Source organism: Agrobacterium sp. MS2 (assembly GCF_003261015.1).
GTDB classification, from domain to species: domain Bacteria; phylum Pseudomonadota; class Alphaproteobacteria; order Rhizobiales; family Rhizobiaceae; genus Agrobacterium; species Agrobacterium pusense.
On sequence record NZ_QLNF01000014.1, the window covers coordinates 114,569 to 131,247 of the forward strand.

16 protein-coding genes and 1 pseudogene are annotated in these 16,679 nt (G+C 58.9%); 10 read left to right on the top strand and 7 right to left on the bottom strand.

The features are described 5' to 3' along the window. Nucleotides 1–13: 13 nt before the first annotated feature. Complete coding sequence (locus DOU54_RS08640; protein ID WP_113382035.1) at nt 14–997, bottom strand: NAD(P)H-dependent glycerol-3-phosphate dehydrogenase; 984 nt, start codon at nt 995–997, stop codon at nt 14–16. Next, nucleotides 997–2,094 carry a tRNA (adenosine(37)-N6)-threonylcarbamoyltransferase complex transferase subunit TsaD gene (tsaD, locus tag DOU54_RS08645; protein WP_113382034.1) on the bottom strand — a complete coding sequence of 366 codons (1,098 nt, stop codon included), beginning with the start codon at nt 2,092–2,094 and terminating at the stop codon, nt 997–999. Before tsaD ends, DOU54_RS08640 begins: the two co-directional genes overlap by 1 nt. 73 nt (nt 2,095–2,167) lie before the next feature. Here tsaD and hemC point away from each other — a divergent pair, with 73 nt between their 5' ends. The 6 genes from hemC to DOU54_RS08675 all read left to right on the top strand — a co-directional run bounded on the left by hemC (nt 2,168) and on the right by DOU54_RS08675 (nt 8,206). Further along, nucleotides 2,168–3,097 (top strand): hydroxymethylbilane synthase, encoded by a 930-nt coding sequence (hemC, locus tag DOU54_RS08650; protein ID WP_113382033.1) that lies wholly within the window; start codon nt 2,168–2,170, stop codon nt 3,095–3,097. A 4-nt stretch (nt 3,098–3,101) separates the two neighbouring features. Beyond that, complete coding sequence (locus DOU54_RS08655) at nt 3,102–3,842, top strand: uroporphyrinogen-III synthase (RefSeq protein WP_113382032.1); 741 nt, start codon at nt 3,102–3,104, stop codon at nt 3,840–3,842. A 73-nt stretch (nt 3,843–3,915) separates the two neighbouring features. Next, nucleotides 3,916–5,361: a COG4223 family protein gene (locus tag DOU54_RS08660; protein ID WP_113382031.1), complete on the top strand. Its 1,446-nt coding sequence runs from the start codon at nt 3,916–3,918 to the stop codon at nt 5,359–5,361. 4 nt (nt 5,362–5,365) lie between these two features. Beyond that, nucleotides 5,366–6,982 (top strand): heme biosynthesis protein HemY, encoded by a 1,617-nt coding sequence (locus DOU54_RS08665; RefSeq protein ID WP_113382030.1) that lies wholly within the window; start codon nt 5,366–5,368, stop codon nt 6,980–6,982. 14 nt (nt 6,983–6,996) lie between these two features. After that, nucleotides 6,997–7,485, top strand: a complete 489-nt coding sequence (locus DOU54_RS08670; protein WP_004443844.1) for a tellurite resistance TerB family protein — start codon at nt 6,997–6,999, stop codon at nt 7,483–7,485. Beyond that, nucleotides 7,475–8,206, top strand: coding sequence for a glutamine amidotransferase (locus DOU54_RS08675; protein WP_042936033.1), 732 nt, complete (start codon nt 7,475–7,477; stop codon nt 8,204–8,206). Before DOU54_RS08670 ends, DOU54_RS08675 begins: the two co-directional genes overlap by 11 nt. A 115-nt stretch (nt 8,207–8,321) precedes the next feature. Here DOU54_RS08675 and DOU54_RS08680 read toward each other — a convergent pair whose 3' ends face one another. Next, complete coding sequence (locus DOU54_RS08680) at nt 8,322–9,554, bottom strand: MFS transporter (RefSeq protein ID WP_004443847.1); 1,233 nt, start codon at nt 9,552–9,554, stop codon at nt 8,322–8,324. Nucleotides 9,555–9,798: 244 nt separating this feature from the next. On the opposite strand from DOU54_RS08680, the gene DOU54_RS27380 reads away from it, so the two are divergent. Both DOU54_RS27380 and DOU54_RS27385 read left to right on the top strand, forming a co-directional pair. After that, nucleotides 9,799–10,089 (top strand): YggT family protein, encoded by a 291-nt coding sequence (locus tag DOU54_RS27380; RefSeq protein ID WP_004443850.1) that lies wholly within the window; start codon nt 9,799–9,801, stop codon nt 10,087–10,089. Next, nucleotides 10,086–10,391 (top strand): DUF167 domain-containing protein, encoded by a 306-nt coding sequence (locus DOU54_RS27385; RefSeq protein WP_162749678.1) that lies wholly within the window; start codon nt 10,086–10,088, stop codon nt 10,389–10,391. The genes DOU54_RS27380 and DOU54_RS27385 overlap by 4 nt, the downstream gene beginning before the upstream one ends. A gap of 6 nt (nt 10,392–10,397) precedes the next feature. On the opposite strand, the gene ppa is transcribed toward DOU54_RS27385, so the two are convergent. From ppa to DOU54_RS08705, 4 genes are all read right to left on the bottom strand, one after another. After that, on the bottom strand, nt 10,398–10,931 hold the full coding sequence (gene ppa, locus DOU54_RS08690) for an inorganic diphosphatase (RefSeq protein WP_004443856.1): 534 nt from the start codon (nt 10,929–10,931) through the stop codon (nt 10,398–10,400). 156 nt (nt 10,932–11,087) lie between these two features. Further along, a complete protein-coding gene (locus tag DOU54_RS08695; RefSeq protein WP_006698245.1) occupies nt 11,088–11,594 on the bottom strand; it encodes a GNAT family N-acetyltransferase in 507 nt (168 codons plus the stop codon). Nucleotides 11,595–11,803: 209 nt separating this feature from the next. Beyond that, a complete protein-coding gene (typA, locus tag DOU54_RS08700; protein ID WP_004443860.1) occupies nt 11,804–13,627 on the bottom strand; it encodes a translational GTPase TypA in 1,824 nt (607 codons plus the stop codon). A gap of 150 nt (nt 13,628–13,777) precedes the next feature. After that, nucleotides 13,778–15,838, bottom strand: coding sequence for a M3 family metallopeptidase (locus DOU54_RS08705; RefSeq protein WP_113382029.1), 2,061 nt, complete (start codon nt 15,836–15,838; stop codon nt 13,778–13,780). Nucleotides 15,839–16,078: 240 nt separating this feature from the next. Between DOU54_RS08705 and DOU54_RS08710 the strand changes: the two genes are divergently transcribed. Both DOU54_RS08710 and DOU54_RS28395 read left to right on the top strand, forming a co-directional pair. After that, nucleotides 16,079–16,435 (top strand): hypothetical protein, encoded by a 357-nt coding sequence (locus DOU54_RS08710; RefSeq protein ID WP_234704069.1) that lies wholly within the window; start codon nt 16,079–16,081, stop codon nt 16,433–16,435. A gap of 133 nt (nt 16,436–16,568) precedes the next feature. Continuing rightward, nucleotides 16,569–16,679, top strand: a pseudogene (locus tag DOU54_RS28395) (MarR family winged helix-turn-helix transcriptional regulator); the annotation flags it as partial.

Below are 16,679 nucleotides of genomic sequence, written 5' to 3' on the forward strand. Positions count from 1 at the left end.
TCTACCGCCCGCCTCACTCGGTGGTGATCGGCCGTGTCATCAATTGTTGCATGGCGCTTGCCACATCCAGATTGCCATCGATGATAGCGGCGACCGCTTCGGTAACCGGCATATCGACGGCGTGACTTTCTCCGAGCCGCGCGGCGACGGCAGCCGCAAAGGCGCCCTCCACCAGCCCGCCGGACGTGTCCTTGCCCTCACCCCGGCCAAGCGCGATACCGAAACGCAGGTTGCGCGACTGGTGGCTGGTGGCCGTCAGCACCAGATCGCCAAGGCCGGAAAGTCCGCGCACCGTATCCGCCTTGCCGCCCATGGCGACGATGAGGCGCGACATTTCGGCAAGCCCACGCGAGATCAGCGCCGCCCGGGCGGAATCGCCAAGCCCCGCGCCTTCGACGATGCCGGCGGCAATGGCGAGGACATTCTTCAGCGCCCCGCCAAGCTGCACGCCGATGCGGTCAGTGGAGGCATAAAGCCGGAAGGTCTTACCGGAGATCGTGGTCGCCAGCCGTTCGGCAATCCCTGCATCATCAGCCGCAATCGCCATGGCTGTCGGCAATCCGCGTGCGATATCCGCGGCAAACCCTGGGCCGGAAAGGACCGCGATCGGGTGATGCGGCAGTTCCGCTTCCAGAAGCTCCGTCAGCAGACGACCGGAGCTGCGGTCGATACCCTTGGCGCAGGTGACGATGATAGAGTCATTAGCCAGATAAGGACCATAGTGACGCGCCGCATCCGCATGAGCCTGCGAGGGCATGGCGAAGAGCACGATATTGGCCCCGGCCAGCACATCCGGCTCGGTCGAAAATTCAAGCGCGTCCGGCAGCTCGACACCCGGCAGAGCCGCCTCGTGAACACGATCAACCTTAAGATCGGCCATCAGCGATGCATCACGGCCGAGCAAGGTGACGTCATGCCGGTTTTCCAGCGCTATGACAACAGCAAGCGCGGTTCCGAAGGCGCCAGCACCGATGACGACGATTTTTTCCCGCTGCATCAGGCCTTGGCTCCCCTTTTGCCGAAACCGATCAAGGTCTCCGCATTGCCATCCAGTGGCCAGCGCGAGCGCGGCGGTATCTCCAGCGGATCGGCTTGCCTGCCATCCGCCATGCGCTCCAGTCCCGCCCAGGCGATCATTGCCGCATTGTCGGTGCAAAGCCGGTGCGGCGGCGCAACGAAACGGAAGCCATGCTTATCGCAAAGCGCCTGCAACGTCTGGCGGATTTCCTGATTGGCCGCAACGCCGCCGGCCACGACCAGCGCAGGCGTCGTCTCCAGCTGTGGAAACTCATGGCTGAAACGCGCAAGGCCGCGGCCGATGCGATCCTTGAGGGTGCGCGACACCGCCTTCTGGAAGGAGGCGCAGATATCGGCAATATCCTGCTCGGAAAGCGGCGCTATGGCGGTCGCGGCCTGCCGCACCGCTGTCTTCAAGCCTGAGAAAGAAAAATCGAGCCGTGTTTCACCCACCATCGGACGCGGAAGCGGAAAACGGTCCGGGTCACCCTTCGCCGCCGCCTTCTCCACGGCAGGCCCGCCGGGATAGGGCAGGCCAAGAAGTTTCGCGGTCTTGTCGAAGGCTTCACCCAAAGCGTCATCGATGGTGGTTCCCCAGCGCTCATAGTCGTCCACGCCGCGCACCAGCACCAGCTGGGTGTGGCCGCCGGAAACCAGCAACATCAGATAGGGGAACGACAGGCCATCGGTCAGCCGCGCCGTCAGCGCATGGCCTTCCAGATGATTGATGGCGTAAAGCGGTTTGCCGGCCGCCTTGGCGATAGCCTTGCCGGTCATCAGCCCCACCAGCAGGCCACCGATGAGACCGGGACCAGAGGTGGCGGCAATGGCGTCGACATCGGCGAGCGTGACTCCCGCCTGCTCCAATGCCTCTTCCACCAGCGTGTCCAGCGCCTCGACATGGGCGCGCGCTGCAATTTCCGGCACCACACCGCCATAAGCGCTGTGTTCCTCCAGCTGCGACAAAACGACGTCGGAGACGATCTCGCCACGCCCGTCCGCATGCCGAACCACAATGGATGCAGCGGTTTCGTCACAGCTTGTCTCTATGCCGAGGATACGAAGAAAGGGAGCCATCAAATCTGTTCGTTCATTGCGATCATACGCTGAGTTGGTCTAAGACAACTCCGGTAACAATGGATAGACGCGGATGCAAACAAAACCTTTCCGAATCGGCACGCGTGGCAGCCCGCTGGCGCTGGCGCAGGCCTATGAGACCCGCAGCCGGCTGATGGCGGCGCATGGTCTGCCGGAAGACATGTTCGAGGTCGTCGTGCTGTCCACCAAGGGTGATCGGATCACCGACCGCGCCTTGTCGGAAATCGGTGGCAAGGGTCTGTTCACGGAGGAGCTGGAAAATCAGCTTCTGTCCGGCGATCTCGATATTGCCGTGCATTCCTCCAAGGACATGCCGACTGTTTTGCCTGAGGGCCTTCATCTCTCTGCCTTCCTGCCGCGTGAAGACATGCGCGACGCCTTCATCGGCCGCACTGCGCCAAGGCTTCTGGAGCTGCCGCAGGGCGCCGTTGTCGGCTCCGCCTCTTTGCGCCGCCAGGCGCTGATCCGCCGCCTGCGTCCGGATCTGAGCGTCATCGTTTTTCGCGGCCTGGTCGATACCCGCCTGCGCAAGCTGGAGGAAGGCCAGGCGGATGCCACGCTTCTTGCCTTTGCCGGCCTGAAGCGGCTCGGCAAGGACAAGGTGCCGACGGAAATTCTCGATCCGAGAGAATTCCCCCCCGCTCCGGCCCAGGGCGCGATCGGGGTCGAGAGTCGCATCGGTGACGCTCGCATGGATGAATTGCTGGCTCCCATAAACGATGCCCCCACCTATGACGCCGTGACCTGTGAGCGTGCCTTCCTCGCGGCACTTGACGGTTCCTGTCGTACCCCCATTGCCGGTTATGCCACCTGTGAAGGTGAGGATCTCCATTTTTCCGGCCTGATCCTTACGCCCGATGGCCAGACAAGCCACGGGATTGAAATCTCAGGAAAACGCAAGGATGCGGCGAAACTCGGCCAACAGGCCGGCGAAGAGGTACGCGCCAAGGCAGGCAGCAGTTTCTTCGAAGGCTGGGGCTGAACCAATGCGGATCGTCGTCACCCGGCCGCAGCGTTCGGGCGAAAGGACGGCCGCAAAACTCGAAGCGCTCGGCCACACGTCGGTGCTACTGCCGCTGTTCTATCCCGTCCATCATCACGAGCGCGCCATCTCGGCGCTGTCGCACCCAATGGCGGCCATCGCCGTGACCAGCGCAGAGGCTTTGCGGGCACTGGAGACATCACTAGACCGGCTGGTTCCCAATCTGTCAAAACCGCTGTTCGCCGTCGGAAGGGCAACGGCTGAAGCGGCGGAAAAAATCGGTTTCAAACACATTCTCACCGCTTCCGGCGACGCCGTAAGTCTGAACGCGCTGGTGACTGAACACGCGGCCCTGTTTTCCGAGAAAGAACCCCTGCTTTATCTCGCCGGCCGACCCCGTGGCGCCGTCTTCGAGGAAGGCCTTGCCGTCGCCGGCATTGCCTTCAAAACGGTCGACTGTTACGAGATGCTGCCCTGCAACGTTCCTGAAACTGTGCTCGAAAGGGCCCTGGTGAAAAACGCGGCGGATGTGGTCCTGCTTTATTCATCGGAAGCGGCGCGGGCATTTTTCCGTCATGTATCAACGGAAAAATACGAAAAGGCGTTGGCGAGAACACAATTCATCTGCATCAGCCGCAACGTGTTTTCTCTCGTTCCGGAAATCTTCCGCGTAAACGCGGTTGCTGCCAAAGAGCCGAGCGAGGCTGCAATGTTTGAACTTCTGCACCGCAACTCTGGAACCTAATTCGAGCTCGCCTCTTTCCTTTGCCGCCGTCACTGACTAGGTTTAGAGTACTGCAGGCAGAAATGAGGTTGTCATGGTATCGGGAAAGCCGCCACGCCACTCCAAGTCCAAAGCCGAACCGGTCACGATCGACCTGGACGCCAAAGACGTGAAAGCAGTTTCCGCCGACGTGGATGCCGCCGAGACCGACAAAAAGCCCGGTGACAAAACCCCGGAGACCGCAGCGGATTCCGCAGTTTCGGATATCAGATCGGAAGCAACCGCAACAGGCAATGCCGCACCGATATGGGATCAGCCAAAGAGACCCCCTCTCGAGCCCGAGCCCAATGTCGGGAAAGCGGACGCCGTGGCGGCGACACCGAAGGCGGAGAACCTGGATAACGGACAGAAAGCGCCTGTCTCGCCCTCCTCCGCTCCGCCTCAAGCCGATAGTAAATCTTCGACAGGAACCGCCCAGACGACCGCTGCCGCGGCTGCAACAGCAAAGCCTGCCTCCGGATCCACAGCCTCCACCAGCGCATCCGGCGGCGCCACCACGGCAAAGCCTTCGACCGCGACCTCGTCCTCAGGACCGGCAAAGCCCTCCATACCGCAGCGGGTCGATAGCAAACAGGCGGCGACCTCGGGCCTGATCGCGGCAGGTATCGTCGGCGGCCTTGTGGCGCTCGCCGCCGCCGGCAGCATGCAATATGCAGGCATCCTGCCCTCCTTTAATGCAGGCAAGGCGGGAAGCGAGGAAATCGCTGCCCTTAAAACCGATCTGGACAGCTTGCGCCAGCAGCTTGCCAATGCGCCAGCCTCCGATACCTCGGCGCTGGAACAGCGCATCGCAACCCTTGAAGGCGTGAAGGGGGAGGCCTCGCAGGTCGATGGGCTGTCAGAGAAAATCACCGCCCTCGAAACGGCTCTCCAGTCGGAACGGTCTGCGCAGACTTCGGCGACAGCGGAACTGACACGCCGTCTCGCTGACGCTGAAGCCAAGATCAACGAGCCGCGCGACGATATCGAAGTCGCCCGCGCTATAGCATCGGCCGCGCTGAAGGCCGCGATCGATCGCGGTGGACCGTTCCTGACGGAACTGGATACCCTGTCCAAGGTAACGCCCGACGATCCGGCCATCGCATCGCTGCAATCCTTCGCCGCAACCGGCGTACCATCACGCTCGGAGCTGATGCAGAAGTTCCCCGATGTCGCCAATGCGATGCTCTCAGCGATTAACCAGCCTGACCCCAATCAGGGCATCATGGAACGTCTGACCGAAAGCGCCTTTTCGCTGGTGAAGGTGCGACCCGTTGGAAACATCGAAGGCGAAACCCCCGAAGCCAGGATCGCACGCATGGAAAACAAGCTGCGCAATGGCGATCTTCAGGGCGCGGCACTTGAGTGGAACGGTCTTCCGGATGCCGCCAAGACGGCATCCGCTGATTACAAGAAATCTCTGGATGCGCGCGTCGAGGTCGAAAATCTGGTGGGCGGCACGTTGAACCGCGCCATCACCAGCACCGGCAGGCAGGGGTAAGGGCATGACCAGAATTCTGACTTTCGCCGTTATCGTTCTGGCCCTCGGTTTCGGTTTCTCATGGCTGGCTGACAGGCCGGGGGTCCTTTCCATCGTCTGGCAAGGTCAGCTGATCGAAATGAGCCTGATGGTCGCAGCCTCCATCATCGCGGCGCTCATCGCTGCTGCCATGCTGCTCTGGTGGCTCGTCAACGCCGTATGGACTTCGCCTAATGCCGCCCGTCGTTATTTCCGCGCGCGCAAGCGCGACCGCGGTTATCAGGCGCTCTCCACTGGCCTCATCGCCGCTGGCGCTGGCAATGCCATTCTTGCACGGAAGATGACGGCCCGCACGCAGGGACTACTGAGTGCCGATCAGGAGCCGCTGATTCACCTGCTCGATGCACAAGCCGATCTCATCGAAGGCAAATATGATGAGGCGCGCCGTAAGTTCGAGGCCATGGCGCGTGATCCCGAAACGCGTGAACTCGGCCTTCGCGGCCTCTATATCGAGGCACGTCGTCAGGGCGCTTACGAAGCCGCCCAGCAATATGCCGAGGACGCCGCGGAAAAAGCACCCTATCTGCCATGGGCGGCACAGGCGACGCTGGAAAACCGATGCCGCAATGGGCAGTGGGACGATGCCATCCGTCTGCTTGATCAGCAGAAGGCGGCCAGCGTCATCGAACGCGGCGAGGCGGAGCGGCTGAAAGCCGTGCTTCTCACTGCCAAGGCCGGCGAGAAACTGGAAAGCGACCCGGTAGGTGCGCGCGAGGACGCGAAGCACGCTCTCAAGCTTGCAAAAGGCCTCGTCCCGGCAGCGCTTATCGCGGCAAAGTCCTACCTGCGCGAAGACAATCTGCGCAAGGCCGCCGCGATTCTTGAACCCGTCTGGAAAAACGATCCGCATCCGCAGATCGCCGAACTTTACGTACGCGCTCGCAGCGGCGATACCGCCATCGACCGTCTGAAGCGGGCAGAGCGGCTTGAAAGTCTGAAGCCCAACAACATCGAATCCCTGTTTGCAGTGGCGCAGGCGGCGCTCGACGCCAAGGAATTCGCCAAGGCCCGGACGAAGGCCGAGGCCGCCGCCCGGATCGAGCCGCGCGAAAGCATCTTCCTCTTGATGGCCGATATCGAGGAGGCCGAAACCGGCGATCAAGGCCGTGTGCGCTACTGGATGGCGCAGGCACTGCGCGCGCCGCGTGATCCGGCATGGGTCGCCGACGGTATCGTCTCTGAAAAATGGCTGCCGGTCTCGCCTGTCACGGGTCGTCTCGATGCCTTCGAATGGAAAGCGCCTTTCGGGCAGCTGGAAGGCCCTGTTGAAGATCTGACAATCGAAAACGCGATTGCCGCAGCACCCGCAAGGACCGAACCGACGGTAAAGACGGTCGTCGTGGAAACCGCGCCCGAGACCCGTGCGGAGCCAAAGCAGGCTTCGGCTGAGCCCATAGAGGTAAAACCGAGTGTTTCGGCTCCGACGGAGAAAAAGCCCGTCACGATCGAAGCGCCGGTGGAAACCGAAGCGGCGAATGAAAAGGCCGAAGCAGTGCCCTTTTTCGGCGGTGCGCCAGATGATCCGGGTGTGAAGAAATCCGGCGCGGAAGCCGAACCCAAGACACGGCTCAAACTCTTCTGACGAGCAGGCTATCGATGTTCCAGCAAATACAGTCGTTTATTCAGAACCTCGTCGGCCCGCAGGCAGGTGATTTCAGTCCCGATGATCTGAGGGTGGCGGTAGCCGCCCTCTGTTTCCAGGTCATGGAAGCCGATGGCACCATCTCGAAAAGCGAGCGTGATCGTCTTCGCGAAATTCTGCATGAATATTATCATCTCGACGGCGGCAAGCTTGATGCCCTGCTCGCCGCCGGCCAGGAGGCCGGCAAGGAAGCCGTCGATTATTACCGCTTTACCACCGATATCCGTCGCCACCTGGATGAAGATCAGCGCGTGGAGCTTATTGGCATATTATGGGATATTGTTTACGCTGACGGCGAACGAAGCGAGATGGAAGACCATGTGATCTGGCGTGTCGCGGATCTGCTGGGTGTTTCCGTGCGCGACAGGGTCCTGCAACGTCAGCAGGCCGCCACGAGGTCCGGACCCGCTGAAGAAAGCGAAAACGAAGACGATGCTGTTTGACCCCTCCAGGCAACAGAAACAACAACCTTCGCTGCTCATCGTCCTGCATCAGGAACGCTCCACGCCCGGTCGCGTCGGCCAGATGCTGGTGGAAAAAGGGTATCGTCTGGATATAAGGCGCCCCGCGCTCGGCGATGACCTGCCACAGACGCTGGAAAAACACGCCGGAGCCATCATTTTCGGCGGCCCGATGAGCGCCAATGATCCGCATGATTATGTCAAAGCCGAAATCGACTGGCTGAAAGTGCCGCTGAAGGAAAACAAGCCTTTTCTCGGCATCTGTCTCGGTGCGCAGATGTTGTCCAAACATTTGGGCGGCAGGGTGGAAGCCGACAGGGACGGCAAGGTGGAGATTGGCTGGTATCCGCTCCATGCCACCGAACATGGGCGGCTTCTGATGCCGCACTGGCCGAAGATGGTCTATCACTTCCATCGCGAAGGCTTTGAGCTGCCGCGTGGAGCCGAACTTCTGGCATCGGGCGAAACCTACCCCAATCAGGCCTATCGATATGGAAAAAATGCCTGGGGCCTGCAGTTTCACGCCGAGCTGACCCGTGCCATGATGCATAGCTGGGTGGTGCGCGGCGCGCAGCGTTTCGGCATGCCCAATGCCCAGGTGGGCAGCCAGCATCTGGAAGGCCGCATGCTGTTCGATACGCCGCTCAGGGCATGGCTCAGCAATTTTCTCGATCTGGTTTTTGAGGGCAAGGCGCAGCGCTAGAGCATTTCCGGTAAAGATGCGCTGCGGCTTTACGTCCGGATAATCCGTGAAAACAAAAAGTTGGATCGTTTTTGCGCTTCGAAGAAAAGCCAAGACGATCTGAGACCAATGGCCGTCAGTGCGGCGCGTCGAGATTGTCGATCTTGCGCAGCTTGGAAAAGCCGAGCGCCCAGATGACCGCCACGGCGAGCGTGCCAGCCCCGCCGATGACAACGGCTGGAACGGCACCCACAACATGAGCCATGGTGCCGGCACGAAACTCACCCAGTTCGTTCGATGCGCCGACGAAGACCATGTTCACCGCGTTCACACGCCCGCGTACCTCATCCGGTGTCCAAAGCGCGATCAAAGTTTCTCGCACATAAACCGATACCATGTCCGATGCGCCCATGACTACCAACGCGGCGATGGACAGCCACGCGGTTTGCGAAAGTCCGAAGACCACGGTTGAAACGCCGAAAAGGCCAACGCCAGCGAACATCAGCAGGCCGGCATGGTGACGAATGGGCTTGAATGCCAGAATAACGGCGACGGTGATGGCGCCGATACCGGGCGCCGCGCGCAGAAGCCCGAGGCCCCACGGGCCGAGCGTCAGCACTTCCTTGGCAAAGATCGGCATCAATGCAACCGCGCCACCCAGCAACACCGCGAAGAGATCGAGCGATATTGCACCGAGGACGATCTTTTCCTGCGAGATGAATTTAAACCCGGCGAGCATGGTTTCGAGGCTGATCGCCTTTGCCGGGCCGCGTTGTTCCGGCTTGCGGATCGCCACCGCAAGTCCTGCGGAGACGATAAAAAGCACGAGCGCCACACTGTAGGCAACGGAGGCGCCGAGACCATAAAGCAGGCCGCCGGCAACGGGACCGAGAATGGAGGCCATCTGCCAGGAAGAAGAATTCCAGGCGATGGCGTTCGGCAAATCCTCTACCGGCACGAGATTGGGCGCCAGCGACTGGACCGCCGGTCCCATGAAAGCGCGCTCTATGCCGAAGACGACAAGAATGGCAAAGACCGGCCAAGGGGAAAAGCTGTGCGTGAGTGTCAGCGCCAGAAGAGCGACCGCACAGAGCGCCGCAACCATCAGGCATATGGCCATAATACGCCGGCGATTGTGACGGTCGGCAACCGTTCCCGTAACAAGGATCAAGAGAAGGGACGGCAGAAACTGGAAAAGACCGATCAGGCCGAGATAAAAGGCATTGCCGGTCACTTCATACATTTGCCATCCAACCGAAACACTGACGATCTGTATGGCAAAGGCCGAAAAAAACCGGGCGCTGAAGAAACGTCGATAGGATGAATGCCGGAATGCACCGAAACGGTTTTCGGCAGAAGGAAGAGACATCGGCTGGGTGCTCGCGAGGAAAATGTGTGATGGCAATAAAGCGATATGACAGGAATCGCCAGCCCTCACCATCGCGATCGCGCAAAGTGTGAGCGGTTTTTGCGTGAAATCCTGCCGCCGGGTTATGAGTTAGACCACGATCACAGCAGGTGGATCTAACCGGTGACGATTACGATTCGGCGCAACACTTGCCGGTTCAGCGACGAATGTCTAAATGTCTTGCAACCAAGATACGGAGATATTGATGCTTGCCCTGTTTCAGACCATCGATCTGGCCTTGAACCTCTATACCTGGGTGCTGATTGGCAGCGCCATTTTTTCATGGCTTTACGCCTTCAACGTCATCAATTCCCGCAACCAGTTCGTGAACGCCATCGGCAGCTTTCTGTTCAATGTCACGGAACCGGTTCTGCGCCCCATCCGTCGCGTTCTGCCCAATCTCGGTGGCATCGACATTTCGCCGATCATCGTGCTCCTGATCATCTTCTTCATCCGCTCCTTCATGTGGAACACGCTGTACCCGATGTTCGCGTGAACGGCTGCTGGCAAAAACACGGTGATCATATCCGGCTCTCCGTTCGCCTCACGCCGAATGGCAGGCGGGAGGCGATTGATGGAGTCGAGCTCGATGCGGACGGAAACGCGCAGCTAAAGGCCCGGGTCAGCGCCGTGCCGGAAGGCGGTAAGGCGAATAAGGCCCTGACTGTTTTGCTGGCAAAGAAACTTGGCGTACCCAAAACCGCCATCAGCTTCGTTTCGGGCGAAACAGCGCGCAAAAAAATCCTCCGGATCGACACCGACCCGGAGGATTTTGAAGACCGATTCAAGAAGCTTTAGACCAGATCAGCCCTGCGCCTTGTAGCGCTCGATGGCTTCGACGATCAGCTTCTTTGCAACGTCGACATCCTGCCAGCCGCCCATCTTCACCCACTTGCCGGGCTCCAGATCCTTGTAGTGCTCGAAGAAGTGCTCGATCTGCTTCAGCGTGATTTCCGGAAGATCGGTGTAATTATTGACCTTGTCATAACGACGGGTCAGTTTCGGAACCGGAACCGCCAGAATCTTCTCGTCCTTGCCGCCATCATCTTCCATGATCATCACGCCGATGGGACGAACATTGATGACGCAGCCCGGTACCAGCGGGCGGGTGTTGCAGATGAGAACGTCGATCGGATCGCCATCGTCGGACAGGGTGTGCGGTACGAAACCATAGTTACCCGGATAGGTCATCGGCGTGTAGAGGAAGCGATCAACGATCAGCGCACCGGCATCCTTGTCCATCTCGTACTTGATCGGGTGTCCACCGACCGGCACTTCAACGATAACATTAACGTCTTCCGGCGGATTTTTGCCTACGGAAATTGCATCGATACGCATTCGCTTCCCTCATTCGCGGGTTGGATTTGGTTTTCGATACTGGGAAAGTCTGCGCATTGCAACACGGCTGTGGGCATATAAGGCATAATGGATAAATTGGGTGCCAGCGATGCGGTCACGACCGGACGCGAAACGACAATCCCGGAATTTGCGCCGTCAGTTCCAGACGAAACCGACCTTGCGAAGTGATTTGCCACCGAAATCTTCCATGCCTTCGGCAATGTCGCGCCCGCCATGCGAGCGGAAAAAGCGATTGGCTACATCGCTGTCCTCAAGGCACCAGACGACAATACCGTTGCAGCCAAGCGAGGTCAGCAAGCGTCGCGCTTCCGTGAAAAGCAGTGATCCGAGGCCGATGCCCTGATATTCCGGACGGAGATAGAGTTCGTAAATTTCGCCGTCATGCGGCAGTCCGCGCGCCCGGCTGAGGCCCAGCGTCGCGTAGCCGGCAACAACGCCCGCCACTTCAACCACCAGCATGGTTGCTGAACCCTTGGTTGCCTTTTTCCACCAGATTTCGCCACGGCGCTCGAGCATCTGCGTCAACGGCCGATGCGGGATAAGCCCGGCATAGGCCTGTTGCCACGACAGACGGTGCGCCTCGGATATGGCGCGCGCATCATGCGGCTCAGCACGGCGAACATCGATGGATAACGTTTTCATAACGCGATTCTGGCCCCGGCCACCGAAACTTACCAGTCATAAAGGTTAACGCCGGCAAGCTTACCCACAGCCTATTCATGTGGACGACCAGAAAAAATTAACGCATCCTTAACCTTTGGCAAAGCTCCTTTCGACTCATGCACACATAAAAAAGAATGCATAAAAAAACCCGGCGCAAGGCCGGGTTTTCGAAACAGGGATCGAACCGATCAGCTGGCAGCAAGCTTTGCCTTTTCGAAACGCTTGCGGTCATTCGGATCGAGATAAAGCTTGCGAAGACGGATCGACTTCGGCGTGACTTCAACGAGTTCATCATCCTGAATCCAGGAAAGCGCGCGCTCCAGCGTGAACTTGATCGGGGGGGTGAGCTTCACGGCTTCATCCTTGCCGGCGGCGCGGATGTTGGTGAGCTTCTTGCCCTTCAGCACGTTCACGTCGAGGTCGTTGTCACGGCTGTGAATGCCGATGATCATGCCCGCATAAACCTTCTCACCGGCATCGATGATCATCGGACCGCGATCTTCGAGGTTGAACAGAGCATAGGCAACAGCTTCGCCCGACTCGTTCGACAGCAGAACGCCGTTGACGCGACCGCCGATCTCGCCCTTGTAAGGCTGGTAGTCGTGGAACAGGCGGTTCATGACGGCCGTACCGCGCGTGTCGGTCAGGAGTTCCGACTGGTAACCGATCAGACCACGGGTCGGCGCGAAGAACACCAGACGGACGCGGTTGCCGCCCGAAGGGCGAAGCTCGACCATTTCGGCCTTGCGCTCGGACATCTTCTGCACGACGACGCCGGAATGCTCCTCATCCACGTCGATGACGACTTCTTCGACCGGCTCCATCAGCTGGCCGTTCTCATCCTTGTGCATGACGACGCGCGGACGCGAAACGGCAAGCTCAAAACCTTCGCGGCGCATGTTTTCGATCAGAACCGCCAGCTGCAATTCGCCACGGCCAGATACGAAGAAGGAATCCTTGTCGGCGGACTCTTCGATCTTCAGCGCAACGTTACCTTCGGCCTCCTTGAACAGACGGTCGCGGATGACGCGGCTCGTCACCTTGTCGCCTTCGGTGCCGGCGAGCGGCGAATCGTTGACGATGAAGGACATGGTAACGGTTGGCGGATCGATCGGCTGCGCCTGCATCGGCTCCATGACGGCAGGGTCACAGAAGGTGTCGGCGACGGTGCCCTTGGAGAGACCTGCGATGGCGACGATGTCGCCTGCATGGGCTTCTTCGATCGAGGTGCGCTCGATGCCACGGAAAGCAAGAATCTTGGAGATGCGGCCGTTTTCAATCAGCTTGCCATCCTGGCCGAGAACCTTGACCGCCTGGTTCGGCTTGATCGAACCGGAAGCGATCCGGCCGGTGATGATGCGGCCGAGGAAGTTGTTGGCTTCGAGGATCGTGCCGATCATGCGGAACGGACCTTCTTCGACCTTGGGCTCCGGCACGTGCTTGACGACGAGATCGAGGAGCGGCGCAAGACCTTCATCAGTCGGGCCTTCCGGATTGACGTTCATCCAGCCGGAACGGCCCGAGCCGTAGAGGATCGGGAAGTCAAGCTGCTCGTCGGTTGCATCCAGAGCCGCGAAAAGGTCGAAGACTTCGTTGACGACTTCCTCATGGCGGGCATCCGGACGGTCGATCTTGTTGATGGCGACGATCGGGCGAAGGCCGACCTTCAGCGCCTTGCCAACCACGAACTTCGTCTGCGGCATCGGGCCTTCGGCAGCGTCAACGAGAACGATGGCGCCGTCCACCATCGACAGGATACGCTCGACTTCACCGCCGAAGTCGGCGTGGCCGGGGGTGTCGACGATGTTGATGCGGGTATCTTTCCACTCGATCGAGGTCGCCTTGGCGAGAATGGTGATGCCGCGCTCTTTTTCGATGTCGTTGGAATCCATCACGCGTTCCATCACGCGCTGGTTTTCACGGAACGAACCGGATTGCTTCAGAAGCTCGTCAACAAGCGTCGTTTTTCCATGGTCAACGTGCGCGATGATCGCGATGTTGCGAAGTGCCATTGTTCAAAATCTCTGAGGTTGGGCGCTATATTGATGAGAAACGCCAATTTAGTTTGGCGCGCTCATAACCTTTTTTTTGCAAATGCGAAAGGGGGGCTCATGTCATAAGCCCCCTGCGCTCAGCTTCTAGCTCAGAAATATGACAGTCTCTTATAGGAGACCGCGCTTCGAAAGCATCGCGTCCGGGCTCGGCATCTTGCCGCGGAAGGCGAGATAGGCTTCCTCGGGATCCACGGAACCGCCGACGGAGTAGATGTTGTCCTTCAGCCGCCGCGCCATATCGCTATCGAAGGCATTGCCGGTTTCCTCGAAGGCGGAAAAGGCATCGGCATCCAGCACTTCCGACCACATGTAAGAATAATATCCAGCGGAATAACCGTCGCCGGAGAAAACGTGCTGAAAATGCGGTGTCGCATGGCGCATGACGATGGATTCAGGCATGTTGAGCGTTGAAAGAACCTCACCCTGCACGGCCATCGGGTCGTCGACGCTGTCGCGCGTGTGGTACGCCATGTCGACAATCGCCGAAGAGGTAAACTCCACCGTGCTGAAGCCGGCATTGAAGGTCTGTGCAGCCAGAACCTTGTCCAGCAGCGCCTTCGGCATTGCCGCACCGGTTTCGTAATGCAGGGCATATTTTTCCAGGATTTCCGGCACAGTCAGCCAGTGCTCGTAAAGCTGCGAGGGCAATTCGACGAAATCGCGCGATACGCCCGTTCCCGACACCGAGGGGTAGGTGACATCGGACAACATGCCATGCAGTGCGTGGCCGAATTCGTGGAAGAGTGTACGCGCATCGTCAAGCGAAAGAAGCGCGGGCTTACCTTCGGCCGGTTTGGCGAAGTTGCAGACATTATAGATGATCGGGATTTCTCCGACCGTACCATTTTTCAGCGGCAACTTGTGCTGCGATTGGAACGAACTCATCCATGCGCCTGATCGCTTGGAGGGCCGCGCGAAATAATCGCCGAGGAACATGGCCTTCAGATCGCCCTGGTCGTCGCGGATCTCGAAAACTCGGACGTCCGGGTGATAGGCGGCGACACCCTTGACCTCGTCGGCACGAATTCCAAACAGCCGCGCGGCCACATCGAAACAGGCTTCAATGATCTTTTCCAGCTGCAGATAAGGTTTCAGTTCCGCCTCGGAGAAATTGAATTTCTGAGCGCGGAGCTTTTCGGCGTAATGTCGCCAGTCCCATGGCAGAACGTCGTGGTTTTTGCCCTCCGCGGCGATGATGGCGGCAAGCTCAGCCTCCTCCTCACCCGCGCGGCGAACGGCCTTTTCCCAGACCTGCCCCAGAAGGCCGTTTACGGCATCGGGCGTCTTTGCCATCGTGTCGTCAAGCTTGTAGGCGGCGAAATTCGCATAACCGAGAAGCTTCGCCTTCTCCCCGCGCAGTTCAAGCGTGCGGCGGACGATCTCGCGGTTGTCGGTCTCGCCGCCGTTTTCACCGCGCGCCACCCATGCCTTGAAGGCCTGTTCGCGCAGGTCTCGACGTTCGGAAAAGGTCAGGAAGGGCTCGATGATGGAACGGGAAAGGGTGACGGCGAACTTGCCATCCTCGCCGTGCTCCCGGGCCGCACCCGCCATTGCGTCGCGCAGAAAACCGGGAATGCCGGCAAGTTCCTCTTCCGTGGAAAGCAAGAGCTTCCAGTCCTTTTCATCCGCCAGTACATTCTGCCCGAACTTTGCACCGAGACCGGCCAGCTCCTCATTGATCGCCGCCAGCCGCTCCTGCCGGTCTTTCGGCAATTTCGCGCCGGAGCGCACGAAACCCTTCCAGTGCCGTTCGAGAACACGGTTTTCCTCACCCGTCAGCCCAAGTGTCTCGCGTTTTTCCCACAAGGTATCGATGCGCTTGAACAGAGCCTCGTTCATGCCGATCTTAGAATAGTGCCGCGAAATTTTCGGAGCAATCTCCCGCTCCAGCGCCTGGATCACGCCATTGGTGTTCGCTCCTGCCCTGTTCCAGAACAGCGCCGAAATGCGTGAAAGATCGTCACCCGCGACCTCAAGCGTAGTTACAGTGTTTACAAATGTCGGCGCCTCAACATTGGCTGCGATCGCATCGATCTCCTGCTCATGGGAACCAAGTGCGGCGTCAAAGGCCGGAGCGAAATCCTCATCCCTGACTGCATCGAATTTTGGCAGACCATTGTGACCGTTCCAGTGAACGAGTGCGGGATAAAGCGCGGTCTCAGATGGCATTTCATGTTCCTCGTACAATTCCGGTTTAGCCATATGGGCACGCCGCCGCCGCCAATTCAATATCGGAATTTGGTGTGGAATACGCACTCGCCTTCATTTCCAAGTATTGACCGATATGACGACATCATGGTCTGCTTCTTTAAATAATATCCCATGACGGAGATATGTATTATGGAGATTTATTCTTTAAGGTCCTCTAATAATTTCCTTTTCAGGGACAATTCCAGAAACGCAAGATCCGTGGGCATTGCCGATTTCGGCAAGGCCGGAAAATCCGATGCAGCCTCAGGCTTTGAAGAGACGGTAAGAGGGATAGATTTTACCCGCATCAGCCCGCGCGACCTGCGCGAAATCGCCCGAGATTATTACCATGCGGGAAAAATCAGCCAGGACACCCTTTTTGAACTTTCGTCCGAACTTCCGGCACAAACCCTCAGTGCCAGCGGTGAGGTCATCGACATAGCTGATGTGACCGAGGACACGGAATTCGACTTCCTGACCTATTTTTCCGACCGCGCTGAAATTGCCCGTTCCATCGGCACCGCAGACGAGGTTGAAAAAATGCAGGACGTTCTGTCTTTTTTTGCTTTGGCGTGACGGCCCTGAACCGCGTTGCGGGGCACCCTGCAATCGAAGTGACATATAGTTTACTCGATTTTCGGTAATATGATTTGTGTACCATTGATTATCGCCCGGATTTTAGTAAGGCTGACTTACGAAAAGGCGAAGCATGGGCACGAAACGCGAAAAAGATTCATTGGCATTTTTGCTGAACAGCGGTGCACGCCTGCTGAACAGTGCTTTTGAGCGCCGTATATCCGAGGCCGGACTGGGCCTGACC

What these genes read in the sequence shown, in the direction of transcription:
- DOU54_RS08640 (WP_113382035.1), bottom strand. Translation starts at nt 997, where the DNA reads ATGCAGCGGGAAAAAATCGTCGTCATCGGTGCTGGCGCCTTCGGAACC.
- tsaD (WP_113382034.1), bottom strand. Translation starts at nt 2,094, where the DNA reads ATGGCTCCCTTTCTTCGTATCCTCGGCATAGAGACAAGCTGTGACGAA.
- hemC (WP_113382033.1), top strand. Translation starts at nt 2,168, where the DNA reads ATGCAAACAAAACCTTTCCGAATCGGCACGCGTGGCAGCCCGCTGGCG.
- DOU54_RS08655 (WP_113382032.1), top strand. Translation starts at nt 3,102, where the DNA reads ATGCGGATCGTCGTCACCCGGCCGCAGCGTTCGGGCGAAAGGACGGCC.
- DOU54_RS08660 (WP_113382031.1), top strand. Translation starts at nt 3,916, where the DNA reads ATGGTATCGGGAAAGCCGCCACGCCACTCCAAGTCCAAAGCCGAACCG.
- DOU54_RS08665 (WP_113382030.1), top strand. Translation starts at nt 5,366, where the DNA reads ATGACCAGAATTCTGACTTTCGCCGTTATCGTTCTGGCCCTCGGTTTC.
- DOU54_RS08670 (WP_004443844.1), top strand. Translation starts at nt 6,997, where the DNA reads ATGTTCCAGCAAATACAGTCGTTTATTCAGAACCTCGTCGGCCCGCAG.
- DOU54_RS08675 (WP_042936033.1), top strand. Translation starts at nt 7,475, where the DNA reads ATGCTGTTTGACCCCTCCAGGCAACAGAAACAACAACCTTCGCTGCTC.
- DOU54_RS08680 (WP_004443847.1), bottom strand. Translation starts at nt 9,554, where the DNA reads ATGTCTCTTCCTTCTGCCGAAAACCGTTTCGGTGCATTCCGGCATTCA.
- DOU54_RS27380 (WP_004443850.1), top strand. Translation starts at nt 9,799, where the DNA reads ATGCTTGCCCTGTTTCAGACCATCGATCTGGCCTTGAACCTCTATACC.
- ppa (WP_004443856.1), bottom strand. Translation starts at nt 10,931, where the DNA reads ATGCGTATCGATGCAATTTCCGTAGGCAAAAATCCGCCGGAAGACGTT.
- DOU54_RS08695 (WP_006698245.1), bottom strand. Translation starts at nt 11,594, where the DNA reads ATGAAAACGTTATCCATCGATGTTCGCCGTGCTGAGCCGCATGATGCG.
- typA (WP_004443860.1), bottom strand. Translation starts at nt 13,627, where the DNA reads ATGGCACTTCGCAACATCGCGATCATCGCGCACGTTGACCATGGAAAA.
- DOU54_RS08705 (WP_113382029.1), bottom strand. Translation starts at nt 15,838, where the DNA reads ATGCCATCTGAGACCGCGCTTTATCCCGCACTCGTTCACTGGAACGGT.